The organism is Providencia sp. PROV003 (assembly GCF_045040775.1).
Classification (GTDB): domain Bacteria; phylum Pseudomonadota; class Gammaproteobacteria; order Enterobacterales; family Enterobacteriaceae; genus Providencia; species Providencia huashanensis.
This window is the reverse complement of the sequence record NZ_CP096369.1, coordinates 3325785-3342862: the sequence shown is the minus strand read 5'-3', so window position 1 is coordinate 3342862 and position 17078 is coordinate 3325785. Positions and strand designations below refer to the sequence as shown.

The window sequence follows — 17078 nt, the reverse complement described above, 5'->3', positions numbered from 1 at the left end:
ACAGTTTAACTGTTAGCACAATTCTGAATAACGTGAGGCTAAAGCTGGCTTTTCCAATAAATCAAATACCTTAAATAATCCCCTCCGTCTTCTTGCAGCCCATGCACCAACGGTTTCATGCTTTTATGGGGTAAATCAGGCCACTCACCAATCCCTCTTGGCTGATGAATGTTTTCCTCACTTAAGCTTTCCCATCCCGCTTCATTTGGCACCCATAAACCTTGCCATTCTTCTTGTGCTATTCGAGGAAGTTTCCAACAGGGCTGATAACTAATTCGTCCATGTTGCCGTAACACGTCCAATGGAGTTTCAGGACGCAGCGTAGAAAGGAAACGGTAAGAACTGGCGTTGTTGCGGAGTGTATCCTGATAAATATCATCGCTGTGCGTATCAATCAGGTATTCAAACGGTGAGACAGATTTCAAGATATTGGTTGCCCCGCCTTCAATCTCGATTTCTTCAACCCAGACCACAATACGTTGCCAGACGATAGCCTGAATCAAGCAACGGTATTCTAGGGATTGCGTATCCAGTGCTAATTCAGTGAATAATGGGGTTTGTGCTGTCTCGATAGGTGCTGCAAAGGCTGATGTATCAAAAGAGCGGTCGTGAGTCGAATACCCTAGAACTTCACGATAATCATATTGATTTAACGGGGTGATAACACCGAGATACTCAAGTTGATTAATGATTCGTTCAGCACGATGAAATCCTATCCGAAAATGGCGCTGTAAACGTCTCGGTGAGGCTCTGTTAATGAGAATGACATAATCAATGGCTTTAGCTATCAATGGGTCATAGCTGCTGTCTAGCGTGTTGTGGTGAGATAACTGCATAGTGCCTCTGAGTCAGTGACGAAAATACAGTTATTAAAATAACAAAAGATATTAAAAGATACTAATCTAATTCTTCCTGTTTCATTGTGAGCGCATTCTTTAATAGTTTTTTTCTTTTCTCAACCGACAGTGATTTATAGATTTCGAGTAAAAGGTTAAGATCTGCACTTTCAGAAGATAGCGTATTTTGCTTGATGAGCTCTTTTTCATCGGTATTTAGGATCACCTTAAATGAATCAATATGATAGAGGTCGCCACGCTTATTAGGGTTCTTCTTGCGAAAGTGGGGATGAAGAGCTGTGATTGACTCTAGACGGACTCTAACGCCTTTCGCTGTCGTCGGGATATCCATATCTTTATATTCAGGATAACGTGTTGGATCGTCAGCTTTTTCTTTTCCTATAGCCGCGAGCTCCCCACTGGTAAACCAGAGCTTGGGCGCATTATCCATTTCAGTTAGTTGTTTTTTATCAGTCATGATTTTTATAAATCTCATATATATCAAAAGGATAAAATAACCGCACTAGAAAGATGTTAAAATCATAAAGATATCTATTGATAATTCCCTTTAATTGGTTTTTAATAGACGAGGAATTAAACAGTGGAGTTATTACTATGTCTAACCCAGTAGCATCTCAAAAAAAGCCCCGAAAAGGAAGCTCTGCGGATTGGCACCGCGCGGATATTGTGGCGGCTTTACATAAAAAAGGGGTCACATTAGCGCAATTGTCTCGCGAGCATGGGCTTTCGTCTCGAACGTTAAATAATGCGCTAGAGCGAGCGTACCCAAGAGCTGAACAGATCATTGCGGATGTGATTGGCACGGCTCCCGAAACAATATGGCCGAGTCGTTAGAGCGAGCGTACCCAAGAGCTGAACAGATCATTGCGGATGTGATTGGCACGGCTCCCGAAACAATATGGCCGAGTCGTTACATCAACAAGCCACCTTCTAATAATCATGGACGGTAATTGAAATAGCCTAAATATTTACCAGTGCCTATCGGTAAGGTATTACACCCATTCTAGCACCAACACCATGGAAAAAACCCTTAATTCATTTAATTGAAGGAACAGTCATGTCTATCAAAAATAAATTGCAAAAAATTCGAGAAGAAAACGAAGCGAAAGGATTAAATGATCCGGCTTTATTTAAACAGCGTTTGTTCAACGGTGGCTTTGGATTAGCTAAAACCTTTTGGCTATTTTGGTTTTTACCGATTTTATTCTTAAATATCGTTGAATTTTTTATTACTAAAAAGGTGACATTGAATAAAGTGGAAGCATTGATTCTTATTTGGGATGTTTGCTGTTTTTACTTTATCGTGAAAATACCGGATCGTCGTGCTTGGTCTTACGTGGCGTTGGTGGTGATTGCACTCGATATATTAGCAGGAATAACCGTAAATTTTCTGCTGTAAGGTGACAATGCGAAAATGAAACTTAACCAGTGGATGAAATTAAGCATATTAACGGCGATGGTTGGTTTAACGGGATGTAATGAGAGTACCGTTAATTGTAATAGTGATGGTGCAAAAGCATTAGCGTTACAAGTGGTCAATCAACATGTCGGTTGGGCGATGTATGAGCAGCTTGTGAATGTGCGAACGCAACGTCAAAATACACAACGAGGCGTTTATCTCTGTGCTGCCGAAGCAACAGGAAAAGCGGGTTCTGTCACGGTAATTTATTCCGTGCAGCTCACGGATGATAAAAAAAGTTTTGTAGTTACGTTACTCAACGGTTAATCGCTATGCCAGCCTATTATTAGGTTGGCATTTTTCCCTTTGACGTTTCTATTCTTTCATTCACTTTCCACGTCAATATTCCCCGCCATAAATAAAAATCACGGTACGTATATCAAAATAGCAATGATGGCTAAACCCCTTAACTATCTGATTTAAAACAATAAAGTACTTTACTTTGCTGGTGGTTATGGTAAAATATTAGCATGGCACTATACCCAAAATATGATTGGGTTGTGCTTATACAGTTTATTTCCATTTTTTTATTTAAAGGCAACTTTATATGACTATTCATCAGTCAGGGCTACGCTTGCCTATCGCACAAGCTTTTAGCCAATTATTATTACATGAACTGAATAATTCAGAGATTAACTCAGCGATTGATTTAACCACTGTTCGGGCAGTCACAATGAATTTTCGAGACCCATTGTATAGCGCTGAAACAGGCGGTTTCCATCCTGTCGAAATACGCTTATTACGGCTGCATGAGCAATGGCAGTTTGATTATGTGACAGATTTTTCATTCATGGGGAGCTATTATCCTGAGCTTGAAAAGGAACTCGATATTTGTTGGTCGCAAGGTTATGTTTATCATTTTATGATGGGGGATATTGATGAAGAAGAGGGCGGAGCAATGTTTGAACTGTGGCAACGTAATTTTATTCAATACCACAAAATGAAATGTTATGAAGTCAGTATTCAGTGGGAAACCCACTAATTAAGTAAAAAATAATACCAGCGCTGGTGATTCCATTAAGTACAGTACAATCAATAGAAGGTTTGAGTTGATGTTGATACCGTCCAAGCAAGGGGATTTAGATTGCCTCTGTGGAATTTACAGTCTGGTGAATATGAGTACATGGTTCTATGGCGACCGCATTAAGCCCCGCCCGTTATTTAATTATCTTTTGCGTGAATACAGCGAATACTGGTCACTGTACAAGTGTTTAACCCAAGGTATTGATATTCCTGAAATGGATTACTTGATTAAGCGCTTAACCTCAAAATACCCATCACAAGCCCCTCTACACGTCACCACACCATTTCGTTACAAAGATGGATTTACCACACAAAAAATACTGTCTGCTTGTCAGGCGTTCTTAGACGCTCATACAACGTCACGTCGGCTTATCCTTCTGGGTGATCAGTGGCATTGGTCGCTGGTGGAGCGTATGGACAGTGAATATCTCTATTTCTTTGATAGCCACCAGCAAGAAAGAGTGAGCCGTGCCCGTTATGGATTAAGGGGTAACAAGGTACTGCGGTTGTATAGTGAATCATTATATTGGGTTGAAATATCACCTTTATAAGTAGATAGCTTTTACATTTTTTGTATTTTACTGATAACATCTTGAGTATCTAATAAATATAAAACATCCTTAGGTTCCCATTCGTTTTTATCTCTTGCATTAAACTTATTATTAAATAAATATGGAGGGATATAATATCCTTTTTCAGTCATTTTTTTTGCGATTAATTTCAGTATTTCTTCAACTTTTTTTCTCTCTTTTTCATTTTTTATGAGACTGATTTTCTCATCAAGATTTTTATTCTTAATAATAAGTAAGTGTTTATATTTAAGAACTAAATTGTTATTTTTAAAAGTAGCAAGCTTCCAGATAATTTTAAATGTTTTTATTAATAATTTTTTGTTTTCATTTTTTGGGTTAATGATTGAGGTAATATAATAGTAGTCGACAACATTCATAATTGTTTGACTGAAAATTCGTCCTGTGGCTTTTTCTCTTTCCATCATTCCATTATGTCCAAAATAAACACAGATTTCCCTTAATCTTGTTTTAATTTTATCTTGCATGTTAATGGTAAATGGTGGACCTAAATCCTCCTTCCTGTTATTTCTGCTTTCTTCCGCTCTTTCGCGATCATCTTTCTTTTTGCCTTTTCTTGGGTTTGCCATAACGAATTTCCTTTGTGACTGTCATTCAATGTTTCAGTGACTTACTAAAAGTACACCAATAATTGTGACTGTCATAATTTATAGAAGACTTGATTTACTGTGACAGTCACTAAAGTTTTAAAAAATTTTAGCAGATTTATTTCAGAAGATCACTGTGACCGTCACTTAATTTAACTTTTTGAATCTTGTGACTGTCACAAAGTCCTTGGTCTGAGAGGTTGTAAAAGCTAATCGCATCGTCGTGATGCATTACGATTAAGGATTAGTTATGCAACAAGATACATTTTTGACTCTCAAACAAGTTTTAGAAATCACTCAGGTTTCACGCGCGACCTTATACCGTTGGATTAAGGCGGGGGATTTTCCTGCGCAATATTTATTGACTGCATCTGGGCGCTCGGTTCGTTGGAAAGCTAGTCAAATAAATCAGTGGTATGAAAAATGCGTAAAAAAAGGGGGGCAATAATTATGTGGATCTATAAGCCTGTTATAACCCCTTTATATGATGATATACAGAGTAATAGTGAACAAGTGAGTAATGGAGGTAGCTATGTCTATCTCTAAAGAGAAGCTTGATAATTTGAAGAAATCAATTGCTATTCCTCATGAATTAGGTCATTACGAAATGATGCATAGAATTGATAAACTTAGTATTGTAGGTGATCTTGAAATTGATGATACCGATGAATTGTTCGATAGATTAAATAAGATGAAAGGCAGTCGTTTTTATTCAATTAGAAGAAGAAAAACGAAAGGTAAATATATTAAGAAACTTTATCGCTATCAAGTTAAGGTGAAAAATAAATATAATCCGAAGCAAGCATTTATGATCTATTATATGCCAACGGAAATGGATTTTAAGAAAAAAGATAAATATGAAGGAAGAGGTGCTGTTAGATTTGAATTTAGTCCTCAACATTTTTCTTTTGATGATATTAATAAATTAGTTCTTTATTTAGGAAAGAAGAAGCGCCTAGGTAAATATCTATATAAGTTATTGAAAAGCGCATGGGTGACTCGCATTGATTATGCTTTAGACATATATGATATGCGTCTCTCAGACTATCATATTGGTTTTAAAGGGGCATGTTGTGGCGAACGTTATTCAAGTGAAGACGAGTTTCAAGGGCAACGGCTTGGTAGCAATAAATCAGAGTATCACGCCTCTTGCTATGAGAAGCTGGATGTTGGTGATGACTTAGACACTTTACATGATAAAGATCTACAACTGATAATCACTAATTGGCGCGAAATACAGGATTACCGTCGCTTCCTACGCATAGAGACGCGTTATAAACCGAGAAGTAAGGCGCTTTTATTACGAGATATTCGCAATCTTCACAATTTGCTGGAACGTATTGGGTTCTATAAAAAGCCACTGTGTACCAAAGAAGGGGATTTAGATTGGGAGTTGTTACTGTCGGGCATGATATTACCTGAGCTACGCGATTATGTAAATAAAACCAACCCAAAGGAGGCTAAAAAGATCTTAAAACGTCTAGATAATAGATTGAAAAACAATCAAGTTGATCTTTTCGATAAAGATGAAATTTGGTACGACTTTCATTTATTGGTTGAGAAGCTCGGCATTCTTGGCAATGATGCTCTTTGGCAGAAGAGTTTGCGTGAAGAATGGGCTCGCAAACACGGTTATTAGTAGCCTGTATCACGGGTAATGGTGTTCGGTCGCTGCGGCGGTATAGTGTGGCGACTCAACATATAACAATATTATGTATATATATCAATGCTGGTTACCAGCATAACATCAAGTTTTAGCAAGTATCATAAGCATAATGGCTATGAACAATAACGCTATCTAATATGGCTATAGCGTGGAGTGGCTATAGTTAGCTATTCTCGTCTAAACCGCGAGTTGTTGGTCTTAACTGATCGCTTTGAGTAGCTGGCACGGGTATTTGACGCTTTCTCGCTTTTTCTAATCATCTACTAAAAAATGGGGGTAGCGGTAACCCCATTAAAAATGCATTTGCGTAATTCAATTTACTATTAACAACATGGTAAATTGAAATGACAGCAGCATATATCACCAAAGATAACATTCTTGTCACAGAAGCTACAGTTGAAGCCTATAAAGCGATTGTTTTGAGCGTTCCTTTTGATAATACCGTCGATCAACGTCATAAACCTCAATATTACAGTGAAATTGCCTTATTCTTACAGCATATTATCTGTAGTGCGACGGTTAGCAAAAATACGAAGAAAAAAGCGAGGTTTAAAGGAAATAAAAAATGGACGTATTCTGTGCCATTTTCCGCTGAACTGGGGAAAGAGAAATTCCCTATGATTTTTAAGCAAAGTCGCGATTTAGGCTTAGAACGCGGTTTAGAGTGCTTAGAACAAGCTAAAATTATTAAAATTATCCAACATAGCTATGGAACCCATAAGTGCCGAGAATTTGCTTTATCTAAAAGTGTCCTTAAAGCCTTATTTCCCGGTAAACGAAAGGATTATCTTAAACGTACAGATCGCTATACCTATTTGACGAATATTTTTGATAAGCGTAAGAAACCCGAAACACTGTATGAACTGATGTTAAAAAGCTCTTATAATGTAAAGCCGCCTAAACATAAAACATCGAAACGAGCCATCGAAAATGCCAATTTCAGACAGCGCATTATCGGTGTGTATCAACAACTCGAAGCATTACCGATCAACCTTGATAAACTACAAGAATATTGTAATGACCATCCTACAGCGAAGAATAAGAGCTTTTATTTTAATTTTATCTCTCATTTGATGGATGTGGGCGTTAAGGTGATTAGTGAAATGCCGCTAATCGTTGAGTATCGACAAGCGTATAAAACTGCCAAAGTGGGTAGCCGTTCTTTTGAAATAGGGACAGGCTTTCAATATTTACCCAGTAAGATGAAATGGGCATGTTTAGCCAACGGGTATAATTATGATATTAAAAGCTGTCAGTTAGCTATCTTAGCGCAAGAATTCAAGGAAAATGGAATTAGCACTGATTCACTATCTGTACTAGAAACTGACTTTATCAAAGATACTCTAGGGGTAGATGATAATCTCGTTAAAACTATCCGCTACGGTACTATATTTAACGCAGGCTCTGTTAGTCTGTCAGCGAAGGGAAGTATGGTGAAAAAGCTACAAAAGCTCTATTCCGACGATTATGTATCAGAAATACTGGAACATTGGAAATTAGAAACAACAGAGCTACGCGAAAGCATAAATCAACTCATTGACGAGTATCTAAAAATAGGAAAGAAAAATAGGCATGGGCTTTCTGTCGTGAATGCGGTTGGGCAGCCATTCAATACCACAAAGCGAAAAACAAAAAATGGGGAGTGGAAGAAATGGCGTCGTGATGTGATGCGACGTAAGTTACTCGCCCATATGATTCAAGGGTTAGAAAGTCGCGCAGTCTATGATTATGTAAGCTCGCACAGCGGTGTTTGTGCGCTAGAGCATGATGGCTTTGTGAGTTTACATGAGCTGTCTGATGGTGATTGGAAACACGAGTATTTAGATATAGTTTTGAAGCATGTTTGTTGGTTTTGATAAGAAAATATTAACAGAACCTGTATTTGCTCCTATATTTTCAGTCTGATATTGGGAACCATTTTTGAGAGTAACCGCATGCAATTAATGGAAAATAAATGAATGCTGTTTTTTTGATATGAATAAATTTAACTAAAATAAGACCAATATTTGCTTTTTTATCATAAAAATATCCTATCATATCGGTACTCTATGATGGAAAGATAAAATTATGACAAAAATAATTAATGATTCTTTTGAAAGATGGTTATCTGAGCGCCCTAAGTGGTTACAAACAGCAGCGATTCAAATAATCAATAATAAGAGACGTTTGACTGATCAGGAGCTTGATGCACTAACTGAGCTTTGTTTAAGTGAGGCTACGTTATCTAAGGATGCAATTTTTGAGGCATATGTGGAGGGGTCGCTTTCTCTAGCGTCCCAAAAGCTTCCTTTGCGTATCCTAAAACTAACAGATGTAATTGGTGTAAATGCCCTTACTCCACCTGCTAGTATTGATTTTGGAGATACACAACTAACGGTTGTATATGGACCTAATGGAGCGGGGAAATCAGGTTATTCAAGATTACTCAAGCAAATTTGTGGATCTCAATATAAAGAAGATATACATAGCAATGTATTTGATAAACAAACAAACTCAATTAGTGCTACAGCTCATTATCATGATGGACAATCTATTTGTCAGGCTATTTGGACTCCTCAAAATGGGCCATGTAGCGCGCTAAGAAAAGTACAAATTTTCGACACCCATGCTGCTGGTATTTATATAAAAGACAAAAAACCTGCAACGTATGAACCAAGTAAAATAAAATTTGTTAAGACGTTAATTTCAACATGTGATGAAATTAATACGCGGCTAATAGCTAAAAAGACTCAATTAGTGGATCGGCGCCCGAAATTTTCTACAGATATCTCTGATAATTCAGCGTTACTTTGGTATAAAAAAGTAAATGAAAAAACTACAATTGATGATATTGAATTTAATTGTAACTATACTAAAGAAATGGATTCAGAACGAATTCAAAGTGAGTCAACATTATTACAAAAAGATATACCTAGTAGATTAAAACAGATTATTGCTGAAAAAAAAGCACTTCAGCAGGTAAATAAATTTATTACAGAATTGAATGCTCTTTATAGTAATGATTCAGCCAAAGAGTTAATTGAGTCTCATAATGACGCGTTATTAAAAAGAAAAAATGCTAACGAAGCAGCTCAGTTAGCATTTAAGGACTCGCCTTTGGAAGGTATTGGACAATCTACATGGTTAGCAATGTGGGAGCAGGCTAGAAAATTTTCAGTTTCTTATGCATATCCAAATAACAATTTTCCTCACACAGAAGATTTAGCTCGATGTGTATTATGTCAACAAGAGTTGTTACCTGACGCAAAAGAAAGAATGAAAACATTTGAGTTATTCATCAAAAAAGGTTTGGAAAAAAATGCTACACAAGCAGAAAACAACTATAAAAATAAACAGGATAAATATGGAAAACTTCCAGATGTAGCGGATTGGCACTCTAGATTGAATATTTTGAAAATGGATGAGCAACTATCTGAGAAAATATTATTTGATATATTTAATCGAAAAGAATCACTAAGCATAGCCACATCTGTAGAACAACTTCCTGTAATAAATTGGAAACCTATCTATGATGCATATAATAATTCATTAAGCTTATTGGAAGGGGAGGAAAAATCACTTCAAGCACTACAAAAAGACGGGGGGAGACTAGCTCTGCTAACGAGATTGGCTTTTTTAAAAACAACCCAATGGTTAAGTCAGAATAAACAAGCCATAATTGATGAAGTTAAAAGGTTGAATAAAATAGCTGAGATAAATAAAGCACAAACCCTTGCGAGAACAAATCAACTTACTACCAAAAGTAATGAGCTTGCGGAAGAGTTAATAAGTAATGGTTATCGTGATAGATTTGCTTCTGAGCTAAATAAATTAGGAAATAAACGAATTAGAGTTAAGCCAAAGGATATAAAGCAAGGTAAAGGGAATATTTCTTTTGAATTAGAATTAGATGGTTCAATACATAAAATCTCACCAGCAGTTATTCTAAGTGAAGGGGAAGCAAGAATTGTAGCACTGTCTGCATTTATTGCGGATATGACTGGTGATCAGCAATCAACCCCGTTTGTTTTTGATGATCCAATATCATCTCTTGATCAAGACTACGAAGAACGTGTTGTTAGTAGATTAATAGAATTATCCGAAACAAGACAGGTCATTATTTTTACCCATCGTCTTTCATTAGTGGCCTTAGTTGAAGCCGAAGCCAAAAAAAGGCAATCAGGAAATCTTGGTACACCAGTATCCGTTGACGTAATTACACTACAAAATTTTGCTGGAAGAATTGGTCAAACTGTCCCTGGAAATGTCCGTAATCAGCAACCTAAAAAAGCGTTAAATACCTTAAAGGCTGATTCGTTAAGGTTATTAAAGAAAGCTCATCAAGATGGAGATCAATATGCATATGATCGTGAAGCTAAAAGCTTATGTAGTAATTTACGTATTATCGTAGAGAGATGTGTAGAAACGATCTTGCTGGATGAAGTCGTGTTAAGATTTCGTCGTAGTGTGATGACAGGAAATAAGCTTATGAAACTTGTTAAAATAACACCAGCTGATTGCCAACTAATTGACGATTTAATGACTCGTTACTCTGTCTATGAACATTCTCAACCAAATGAGCTTCCCGACACTCTTCCAGAACTTTCTGATATAGAGAATGATTTAGATAGTTTAATCAATTGGATTGAACAATTTTCAACTAGGAGCATTCCTGTAACTTAATTTTAGTTCGCTATATAAATAGTGTTGATATTTACCGTTATTAACACTATTTAATATTTTCCTATAAGAACATATTAAATTTTAGCTGTCACACCCAAACTGTGACTATGTATTACCTTGATTAGTTGGTACAGAATTACATGCTGTAGTTGGGGGCTCAAAAAATAGGTCGGTGTAATACAGCTTAGATTTAGTGTTTGTAGTTTGTATGATTATTGATACTATGGAACAGCAATTATATTTTATGAGGTTTAATATGGAAAGTAATAAAAATGTTGAAATAACATATATAAAGCCGACTAGTAGCCAACTCATTCGCTCGGTAGCAACTTCTACAGCTATTGAAACAGGGCAGGAGTCCCGTCGTCTTGAAGAAGAAATGAAAGCAAAGCGTGAGAGGTTTGGACATTTGAAACTGGCGATTTAGTTTTCTTTTAAGGCTTCATTAACCCAATATTTCATGGGTTCATAGTTAAGGTTTAACCCTGCGTGGATTGCTGCAATGTATTGTTCGGGGTGTTGAGTCCAACTTTCATAGTCTAACGGTTGAAACCCAGCTTGTACCGCCATTACATCTGCCAGTAAGCGTGATAAGCGCCCATTTCCTTCCCTAAAAGGGTGTATTAGAATTAATTCCACATGTACTGTCGCAATAGCTTCTATGACGCGCTCTCGGCTCATATTGGTGCAAGGCGTGTACTTCGCGAGATATTCTTTTTCAAATTGAGCAAGTAACTTTGCTACGCGACCCGCAGGGGCAAACATAAAGCCACCTTTGCTAATATTCACCGTGCGTAATTGACCTGCCCACTCATAAACATTCCCTAGCCATTGGCGGTGCCAACGCTGAATAAGTGATACGGTAATTTGCTTAGTGGGAAATTGTTCTTCAAAAATGACTTGATACAGTTTTTCTAACAGGACAAGCTCTGCATCATTGATATCATCAACGTTTGAAAGCCCTAGCTTATTAGCTAGCACTTCTTCATCAGAACCATCAGCAAATTTTCCTTCGCTGTTAAACACATCGTATTTATTCATATAAGCGTGTTCTTGTGGTGTGGGTATGAATTTTGTACGTTATAATGCTAAAAACATCAAATAAATAATAACTACCTATAAATCAACGGATTAATTAAGTGTAGGTTAAATCATAGGTTTTGCTAAAAAATTAATAAATATCGTTATATTTCAACGTTAACACACCCATGCATCATGATTTTGATTCTAGGTTGGCCTGTTTTACCCAAATATCAAGTTTATCAGCCCAATCTTGCATCATGATTTTGCGCTCTTCAAGATAAGTTGCATGATTATATGAACGTCTAACGCTATTTGAGTCCATATGGGCTAATTGTGCTTCGATAGCATCAGGTCGATATCCTAACTCATTTAATCGTGTGCTGCCTGTTGTACGTGTCGCATGAGGGCTATATATACCACTCCAACCTCTCGTTTTAAGAAATTGCCTTAGCGAGTTAGTAGACATTGGTTTATGGCAAGAATCACGACCGGGAAATAAATGTTTGCGGTTACCAGTAAAACCATAAAGAGATCTTAGAATAGTAATAGCTTGTGTAGGCAGAGGAACAATATGTTCTCTTCGTGCTTTCATACGCTCAGCTGGGATAGTCCAAAGTGCATTATCAAGATCGAATTCAGACCATTCAGCCTCAGCGACTTCAGATGGACGAGAAAGCGTCCACCACATTAACCACATACAATAGTTCAGTTGAAAGGTGCCACGGCTATTATCAAAGTTATTGAGTAGTTGACCTATTTGATCCGTAGTGAGGGCTTTTTTATGTTGTGTTTTGTTTGCTGGGAGAGCTTTTCTTATTGCCCATACTGGATCACTATCAGCTCTTAATGTGGCAACAGCAAATTCAAAAATCGAGGATATAGTCCGTTTAGCTTCAGCAGCAACTGTTGGAGCACCTCTTTGAACCTCACGTTGCAATATTTTGAGAATATGGTGAGATGTAATTTCTCTTATTGGTAATGTGCCGATAGAAGGAAATACAATGCGCTCCAACATATCAAGGCGACGGTATTTGGTCACATCAGCCCAATCTTTCATTTGCAACCATTCTTTTGCGATGATTTGAAATGTATTTGCAGATTCGTTCGCTTTTCTAATCTTATCTAGTTGCTTAGCTTGTGTTGGATTAATTCCTTCTGATACGAGTTTTCTGGCATCATCACATTTAGATCTGGCTTCAGCTAGTGTTACCAATGGGTAGTTGCCCAATGCAAGCATGCTTGATTTTCCATTTATTTGAAAACGGAATCGCCATGCTTTTTTACCATTAGGTTTCACTTCAAGGTACAAACCGTTGAAGTCATTGATACGATAAAGTTTTTCTTTAGGTTTTGCAGTTCGGCATTTTGTATCAGTAAGCATAATGAGTTCAACGAGTTATGTAAGTTGATATTATTATACTCACTTAAAAAGGGAAGATAAATAAATTGTACTCAGTTACGTACTCATTTAATCGCGAGCTTTTATGAAACTTAATGAGACATAAAAAAGCATAAAACCCAGTTAATGTTATGAATTTTATGCTATTTTCTTATTAAGTGATACTTTGTGAAACAGTATGAGACTAGAGTGTAGGCTTACACATTAAACAGGAAGTTAAGTACATCGCCGTCTTTAACGATATAATCTTTACCTTCAGCGCGCATTTTACCTGCTTCTTTAGCACCTTGTTCGCCGCGATATTGAATAAAATCATCAAAAGCGATAGTTTGTGCGCGGATAAAGCCTTTTTCGAAGTCAGTATGAATTTTACCTGCTGCTTGTGGGGCTGTTGCTCCGACAGGAATAGTCCATGCACGTACTTCTTTGACACCCGCCGTGAAATAAGTTTGCAAGTTTAACAATTCATATCCTGCGCGAATAACGCGGTTAAGACCGGGTTCTTCGATGCCTAAATCTGCCATAAACTCATCACGTTCTTCATCTTCCAGTTCGGCAATATCAGACTCAATCGCCGCACAAACTGGAACAACGACAGAACCTTCCGCTTCAGCAATTTTATAAACGACATCTAAGAAAGGGTTATTCTCAAAGCCATCTTCATTGACGTTAGCAATGTACATGGTTGGTTTTAATGTTAAAAAGCTTAAATAACGGATTGCGGCTTTATCTTCCGCTGATAAGTCTAAAGTGCGTAACATGCCGGCTTGCTCAAGATGTGGCAAGCATTTTTCTAAAGCTTCTAATTCTGCTTTTGCGTCTTTATCGCCACCTTTAGCCCGTTTTTGTACACGGTGAATAGCACGCTCGCAGGTATCGAGATCGGCTAATGCTAGCTCTGTATTAATGACTTCAATATCTTCTGCTGGGTTAACTTGACCTGCAACGTGAATAATATTGTCATTTTCAAAACAACGGACGACATGACCGATAGCTTCAGTTTCACGAATATTAGTTAAAAACTGGTTACCTAGGCCTTCACCTTTGGATGCGCCTTTCACTAAGCCCGCAATATCCACAAATTCCATAGTGGTTGGTAAAATACGTTGTGGCTTTACAATCTCAGCTAATTGCTCAAGACGTGGGTCTGGCATTGGTACAACACCCGTATTGGGTTCAATTGTACAGAAAGGAAAGTTGGCTGCTTCGATGCCGGCTTTGGTCAATGCATTGAATAGGGTGGATTTACCCACGTTAGGTAGACCAACGATACCGCATTTAAAACCCATATGTTTCTCACCTTAATAGCAAGGGGCAGACGTATGCTGCACCTAATGTTTAGAAATTGGCGCTGATTATACACAAAAAGTTGATTTTGATGAAATGAACTCTTATGCGGAGGCTTTAAAGCTATGGAGCCTATTTATTGCTTTATCCATTCCATCTGTAAGTAGAATATCAGTGCATCTTGTTGCTTCATCAATAGCGTCATCAATGAGCTTTTGTTCAGAAAGCGGGGGCTTACCGAGCACAAAGCCAACAACTTTGTTTTTATCACCGGGGTGCCCAATACCAATACGTAAACGGTAAAAGTTAGGGTTATTGGCAAATTTACTTTGAATATCCTTTAAACCGTTATGGCCGCCATTACTGCCGCCTAATTTCATTTTCGCTACGCCGGGTGGCAAGTCGAGTTCATCATGGGCGACTAAAATTTCATCAAGGTTAATACGATAAAAATTAGCGATGGCCGCAACGGATTTACCGCTAAGATTCATAAATGTGGTTGGAACTAATAAGCGAATATCATTGCCAGCCATGTTTATACGTGCGGTATAACCGAAAAACTTAGCTTCTTCTTTTAACGGTTGATTATGGCGCTCGGCCAGTAAATCGACATACCATGCCCCTGCGTTGTGACGTGTTTGTGCATATTCCGCACCTGGATTTGCAAGTCCAACAATTAATTTAATTTTGCTCACGGCGACTATTTCACTGTCAGTTTATGGAAGTAATACGCTAGTTTACCTTGAGAAATGGGAGATGTACAAAATTGTCATGGGTAAAATTACCCTAAGTATAGTTACGCTATAAATTATTCGGATTTTCTATTTTTTTGATAAAGAGCATTTTTTGTGTAGAAATCCTAGCTAACTTCCTTCCATGTGATGCTCATCGCAAAAAATTTTACTTAATGCACTATAATCATTACATAAATATAAAGTATTACCGAATTTTTTTACACATGCTTGCTTATCAGTTTACTGGTACTGGAGGTATATATGAAACGGAAAAGCGCTCATCTTCTTGGTAATGTTCTTATGGGAATAGGGATGGTTTTAATGATAGGGAGCATAGGCATCAACTTATTCTCTCATATTGTTAATCTCAATCTTTCTGAGCTTGTTACTAATGGTTCCCTGTTTGGTATTTTCATCGGTGCTATTGTTTGGCTTACGGGTGCGAGAGTCGGTGGCCGAGAAAAAGTTGCAGACCGTTATTGGTTGTTAAAACGCCATTATCATTCACGTAGGGATAATCACCGTTATCCATAAATAGTGACTAGTTTATAGGGCGTGTTGATGTTATTAACGGCTAGGTGAGAGTGGAAGTCAGGTGAGTTTCACTCTTGCAAGTGTAATGTCACAAAACTTCTTGTTTTTTGAGTAAGTTGGTTATTTTTATGGCTTAAGGCGTCATAGAAATAGGTATCTATAGTTTATTTTCTTTCTAAAATCATAAAGCCCCTACAGTTATTTCTGTAGGGGCTTGTATTTTTGTGGTGACATTTAATCGTTGTCAGAACGCTAAAAACCAGCTAACGGGAATTAGTGCTCAAACATCGCTGAAATTGATTCTTCGTTGCTAATACGACGAATTGCTTCAGCCAACATACCTGAAAGTGTTAAAGTACGAACATTGCTCAGCGCTTTAATTTCAGGTGAAAGAGGGATAGTGTCACAAACAATGACTTCATCAATGACTGAATTTTTGATGTTGTCTACAGCATTACCTGAGAAAATTGGGTGAGTAGCGTATGCGAACACACGTTTTGCACCACGTTCTTTCAGTGCTTCAGCTGCTTTACACAGAGTTCCACCGGTATCAATCATATCGTCAACTAAGATGCAGTCACGACCTGAAACATCACCAATGATATGCATAACTTGAGAAACGTTTGCACGAGGACGACGTTTGTCAATAATTGCCATATCAGTGTCATTCAGGAGTTTTGCGATAGCCCTAGCACGTACCACGCCGCCGATGTCTGGAGATACAACGATTGGGTTTTCCAAATCTTTCTGTAGCATATCTTCCAGAAGGATAGGACTACCAAATACGTTATCAACAGGAACATCAAAGAAGCCCTGGATCTGCTCTGCGTGTAAATCGACAGTGAGAACACGGTCTACACCTACACTTGACAGAAAATCGGCAACAACTTTAGCGGTGATTGGTACACGGGCAGAACGTACGCGACGATCCTGTCTTGCATAACCGAAGTAAGGGATAACAGCGGTAATACGACCAGCAGAAGCACGGCGTAGGGCATCGACCATAACAACCAGTTCCATCAGGTTATCATTGGTTGGTGCACAAGTTGACTGGATGATAAAAATATCACCACCGCGAACATTTTCATTAATTTGAACACTGACTTCGCCGTCGCTAAAACGACCAACAGCCGCGTCTCCAAGATTAGTGTAAAGGCGGTTAGCAACACGTTGTGCTAGTTCCGGTGTAGCGTTACCAGCAAAAAGCTTCATATCGGGCACGAGAAAAACCTCAGGCTTGCGTCCAGAGAGATATTG

Annotated in this window: 20 protein-coding genes; 12 read left to right on the top strand and 8 right to left on the bottom strand. The window is 37.8% G+C overall.

The annotated features are described in order from the left end of the window. Positions 1-38: 38 nt before the first annotated feature. Positions 39-836 carry a DNA translocase FtsK gene (locus tag M1F14_RS15330; protein WP_080972715.1) on the bottom strand — a complete coding sequence of 266 codons (798 nt, stop codon included), beginning with the start codon at positions 834-836 and terminating at the stop codon, positions 39-41. Between the two features lie 61 nt (positions 837-897). Then, positions 898-1314, bottom strand: a complete 417-nt coding sequence (locus M1F14_RS15325; RefSeq protein WP_155405731.1) for a hypothetical protein — start codon at positions 1312-1314, stop codon at positions 898-900. Between the two features lie 137 nt (positions 1315-1451). On the opposite strand from M1F14_RS15325, the gene M1F14_RS15320 reads away from it, so the two are divergent. The 6 genes from M1F14_RS15320 (at position 1452) to M1F14_RS15295 (ending at position 3890) form a co-directional block, all read left to right on the top strand. Continuing rightward, on the top strand, positions 1452-1691 hold the full coding sequence (locus M1F14_RS15320; RefSeq protein ID WP_181469243.1) for a helix-turn-helix transcriptional regulator: 240 nt from the start codon (positions 1452-1454) through the stop codon (positions 1689-1691). Beyond that, complete coding sequence (locus M1F14_RS15315; protein ID WP_181469244.1) at positions 1676-1807, top strand: helix-turn-helix domain-containing protein; 132 nt, start codon at positions 1676-1678, stop codon at positions 1805-1807. Before M1F14_RS15320 ends, M1F14_RS15315 begins: the two co-directional genes overlap by 16 nt. Before the next feature lie 107 nt (positions 1808-1914). Beyond that, positions 1915-2256, top strand: a complete 342-nt coding sequence (locus M1F14_RS15310; protein ID WP_149127488.1) for a hypothetical protein — start codon at positions 1915-1917, stop codon at positions 2254-2256. A 15-nt stretch (positions 2257-2271) separates the two neighbouring features. Further along, the gene (locus M1F14_RS15305; protein WP_104731610.1) at positions 2272-2583 is read left to right on the top strand and encodes a hypothetical protein; all 312 of its coding nucleotides are present in this window, start codon (positions 2272-2274) and stop codon (positions 2581-2583) included. A gap of 280 nt (positions 2584-2863) precedes the next feature. Then, a complete protein-coding gene (locus M1F14_RS15300; protein ID WP_104731611.1) occupies positions 2864-3298 on the top strand; it encodes a DUF2787 family protein in 435 nt (144 codons plus the stop codon). Positions 3299-3368: 70 nt separating this feature from the next. After that, positions 3369-3890, top strand: a complete 522-nt coding sequence (locus M1F14_RS15295; protein WP_104731612.1) for a hypothetical protein — start codon at positions 3369-3371, stop codon at positions 3888-3890. 11 nt (positions 3891-3901) lie between these two features. Here the strand turns inward: M1F14_RS15295 and M1F14_RS15290 are convergent, their stop codons facing one another. Further along, the gene (locus M1F14_RS15290) at positions 3902-4498 is read right to left on the bottom strand and encodes a hypothetical protein (protein WP_181469245.1); all 597 of its coding nucleotides are present in this window, start codon (positions 4496-4498) and stop codon (positions 3902-3904) included. A gap of 268 nt (positions 4499-4766) precedes the next feature. On the opposite strand from M1F14_RS15290, the gene M1F14_RS15285 reads away from it, so the two are divergent. The 5 genes from M1F14_RS15285 to M1F14_RS15265 all read left to right on the top strand — a co-directional run bounded on the left by M1F14_RS15285 (position 4767) and on the right by M1F14_RS15265 (position 11271). After that, a complete protein-coding gene (locus tag M1F14_RS15285; protein WP_104731614.1) occupies positions 4767-4964 on the top strand; it encodes an AlpA family transcriptional regulator in 198 nt (65 codons plus the stop codon). Positions 4965-5048: 84 nt separating this feature from the next. Further along, positions 5049-6155: a hypothetical protein gene (locus M1F14_RS15280; protein ID WP_181469246.1), complete on the top strand. Its 1107-nt coding sequence runs from the start codon at positions 5049-5051 to the stop codon at positions 6153-6155. 371 nt (positions 6156-6526) lie between these two features. Further along, positions 6527-8038, top strand: a complete 1512-nt coding sequence (locus tag M1F14_RS15275; protein ID WP_232370528.1) for a hypothetical protein — start codon at positions 6527-6529, stop codon at positions 8036-8038. A 211-nt stretch (positions 8039-8249) separates the two neighbouring features. Further along, positions 8250-10844, top strand: coding sequence for a restriction endonuclease (locus M1F14_RS15270; protein ID WP_048607104.1), 2595 nt, complete (start codon positions 8250-8252; stop codon positions 10842-10844). A gap of 256 nt (positions 10845-11100) precedes the next feature. Further along, the gene (locus M1F14_RS15265) at positions 11101-11271 is read left to right on the top strand and encodes a hypothetical protein (RefSeq protein WP_181469247.1); all 171 of its coding nucleotides are present in this window, start codon (positions 11101-11103) and stop codon (positions 11269-11271) included. Here the strand turns inward: M1F14_RS15265 and M1F14_RS15260 are convergent. The 4 genes from M1F14_RS15260 to pth all read right to left on the bottom strand — a co-directional run bounded on the left by M1F14_RS15260 (position 11268) and on the right by pth (position 15248). Then, on the bottom strand, positions 11268-11885 hold the full coding sequence (locus tag M1F14_RS15260) for a Fic family protein (protein WP_048607106.1): 618 nt from the start codon (positions 11883-11885) through the stop codon (positions 11268-11270). The two genes, M1F14_RS15265 and M1F14_RS15260, sit on opposite strands and share 4 nt — an antisense overlap. Before the next feature lie 172 nt (positions 11886-12057). After that, the gene (locus M1F14_RS15255) at positions 12058-13248 is read right to left on the bottom strand and encodes an integrase arm-type DNA-binding domain-containing protein (RefSeq protein WP_004910599.1); all 1191 of its coding nucleotides are present in this window, start codon (positions 13246-13248) and stop codon (positions 12058-12060) included. 215 nt (positions 13249-13463) lie between these two features. Then, on the bottom strand, positions 13464-14555 hold the full coding sequence (gene ychF / locus M1F14_RS15250; RefSeq protein ID WP_042843943.1) for a redox-regulated ATPase YchF: 1092 nt from the start codon (positions 14553-14555) through the stop codon (positions 13464-13466). Positions 14556-14657: 102 nt separating this feature from the next. Next, entirely contained in the window at positions 14658-15248 is a 591-nt protein-coding gene (pth, locus tag M1F14_RS15245) for an aminoacyl-tRNA hydrolase (RefSeq protein WP_042843942.1), read from the bottom strand. Between the two features lie 300 nt (positions 15249-15548). On the opposite strand from pth, the gene ychH reads away from it, so the two are divergent. Beyond that, positions 15549-15821, top strand: a complete 273-nt coding sequence (gene ychH / locus M1F14_RS15240; protein WP_034783625.1) for a stress-induced protein YchH — start codon at positions 15549-15551, stop codon at positions 15819-15821. 273 nt (positions 15822-16094) lie between these two features. Here ychH and prs read toward each other — a convergent pair whose 3' ends face one another. After that, complete coding sequence (gene prs / locus M1F14_RS15235; RefSeq protein ID WP_042843941.1) at positions 16095-17042, bottom strand: ribose-phosphate diphosphokinase; 948 nt, start codon at positions 17040-17042, stop codon at positions 16095-16097. Positions 17043-17078 lie beyond the last annotated feature (36 nt).

Excerpts from the sequence above, each read along its gene's own strand:
- M1F14_RS15320 (WP_181469243.1), top strand. The coding sequence starts at position 1,452 with ATGTCTAACCCAGTAGCATCTCAAAAAAAGCCCCGAAAAGGAAGCTCT.
- M1F14_RS15325 (WP_155405731.1), bottom strand. The coding sequence starts at position 1,314 with ATGACTGATAAAAAACAACTAACTGAAATGGATAATGCGCCCAAGCTC.
- M1F14_RS15265 (WP_181469247.1), top strand. The coding sequence starts at position 11,101 with ATGGAAAGTAATAAAAATGTTGAAATAACATATATAAAGCCGACTAGT.
- M1F14_RS15315 (WP_181469244.1), top strand. The coding sequence starts at position 1,676 with ATGGCCGAGTCGTTAGAGCGAGCGTACCCAAGAGCTGAACAGATCATT.
- M1F14_RS15275 (WP_232370528.1), top strand. The coding sequence starts at position 6,527 with ATGACAGCAGCATATATCACCAAAGATAACATTCTTGTCACAGAAGCT.
- M1F14_RS15305 (WP_104731610.1), top strand. The coding sequence starts at position 2,272 with ATGAAACTTAACCAGTGGATGAAATTAAGCATATTAACGGCGATGGTT.
- ychH (WP_034783625.1), top strand. The coding sequence starts at position 15,549 with ATGAAACGGAAAAGCGCTCATCTTCTTGGTAATGTTCTTATGGGAATA.
- M1F14_RS15270 (WP_048607104.1), top strand. The coding sequence starts at position 8,250 with ATGACAAAAATAATTAATGATTCTTTTGAAAGATGGTTATCTGAGCGC.
- M1F14_RS15260 (WP_048607106.1), bottom strand. The coding sequence starts at position 11,885 with ATGAATAAATACGATGTGTTTAACAGCGAAGGAAAATTTGCTGATGGT.
- M1F14_RS15285 (WP_104731614.1), top strand. The coding sequence starts at position 4,767 with ATGCAACAAGATACATTTTTGACTCTCAAACAAGTTTTAGAAATCACT.
- M1F14_RS15310 (WP_149127488.1), top strand. The coding sequence starts at position 1,915 with ATGTCTATCAAAAATAAATTGCAAAAAATTCGAGAAGAAAACGAAGCG.
- M1F14_RS15330 (WP_080972715.1), bottom strand. The coding sequence starts at position 836 with ATGCAGTTATCTCACCACAACACGCTAGACAGCAGCTATGACCCATTG.
- M1F14_RS15290 (WP_181469245.1), bottom strand. The coding sequence starts at position 4,498 with ATGGCAAACCCAAGAAAAGGCAAAAAGAAAGATGATCGCGAAAGAGCG.
- M1F14_RS15295 (WP_104731612.1), top strand. The coding sequence starts at position 3,369 with ATGTTGATACCGTCCAAGCAAGGGGATTTAGATTGCCTCTGTGGAATT.
- M1F14_RS15300 (WP_104731611.1), top strand. The coding sequence starts at position 2,864 with ATGACTATTCATCAGTCAGGGCTACGCTTGCCTATCGCACAAGCTTTT.
- M1F14_RS15255 (WP_004910599.1), bottom strand. The coding sequence starts at position 13,248 with ATGCTTACTGATACAAAATGCCGAACTGCAAAACCTAAAGAAAAACTT.
- M1F14_RS15280 (WP_181469246.1), top strand. The coding sequence starts at position 5,049 with ATGTCTATCTCTAAAGAGAAGCTTGATAATTTGAAGAAATCAATTGCT.
- ychF (WP_042843943.1), bottom strand. The coding sequence starts at position 14,555 with ATGGGTTTTAAATGCGGTATCGTTGGTCTACCTAACGTGGGTAAATCC.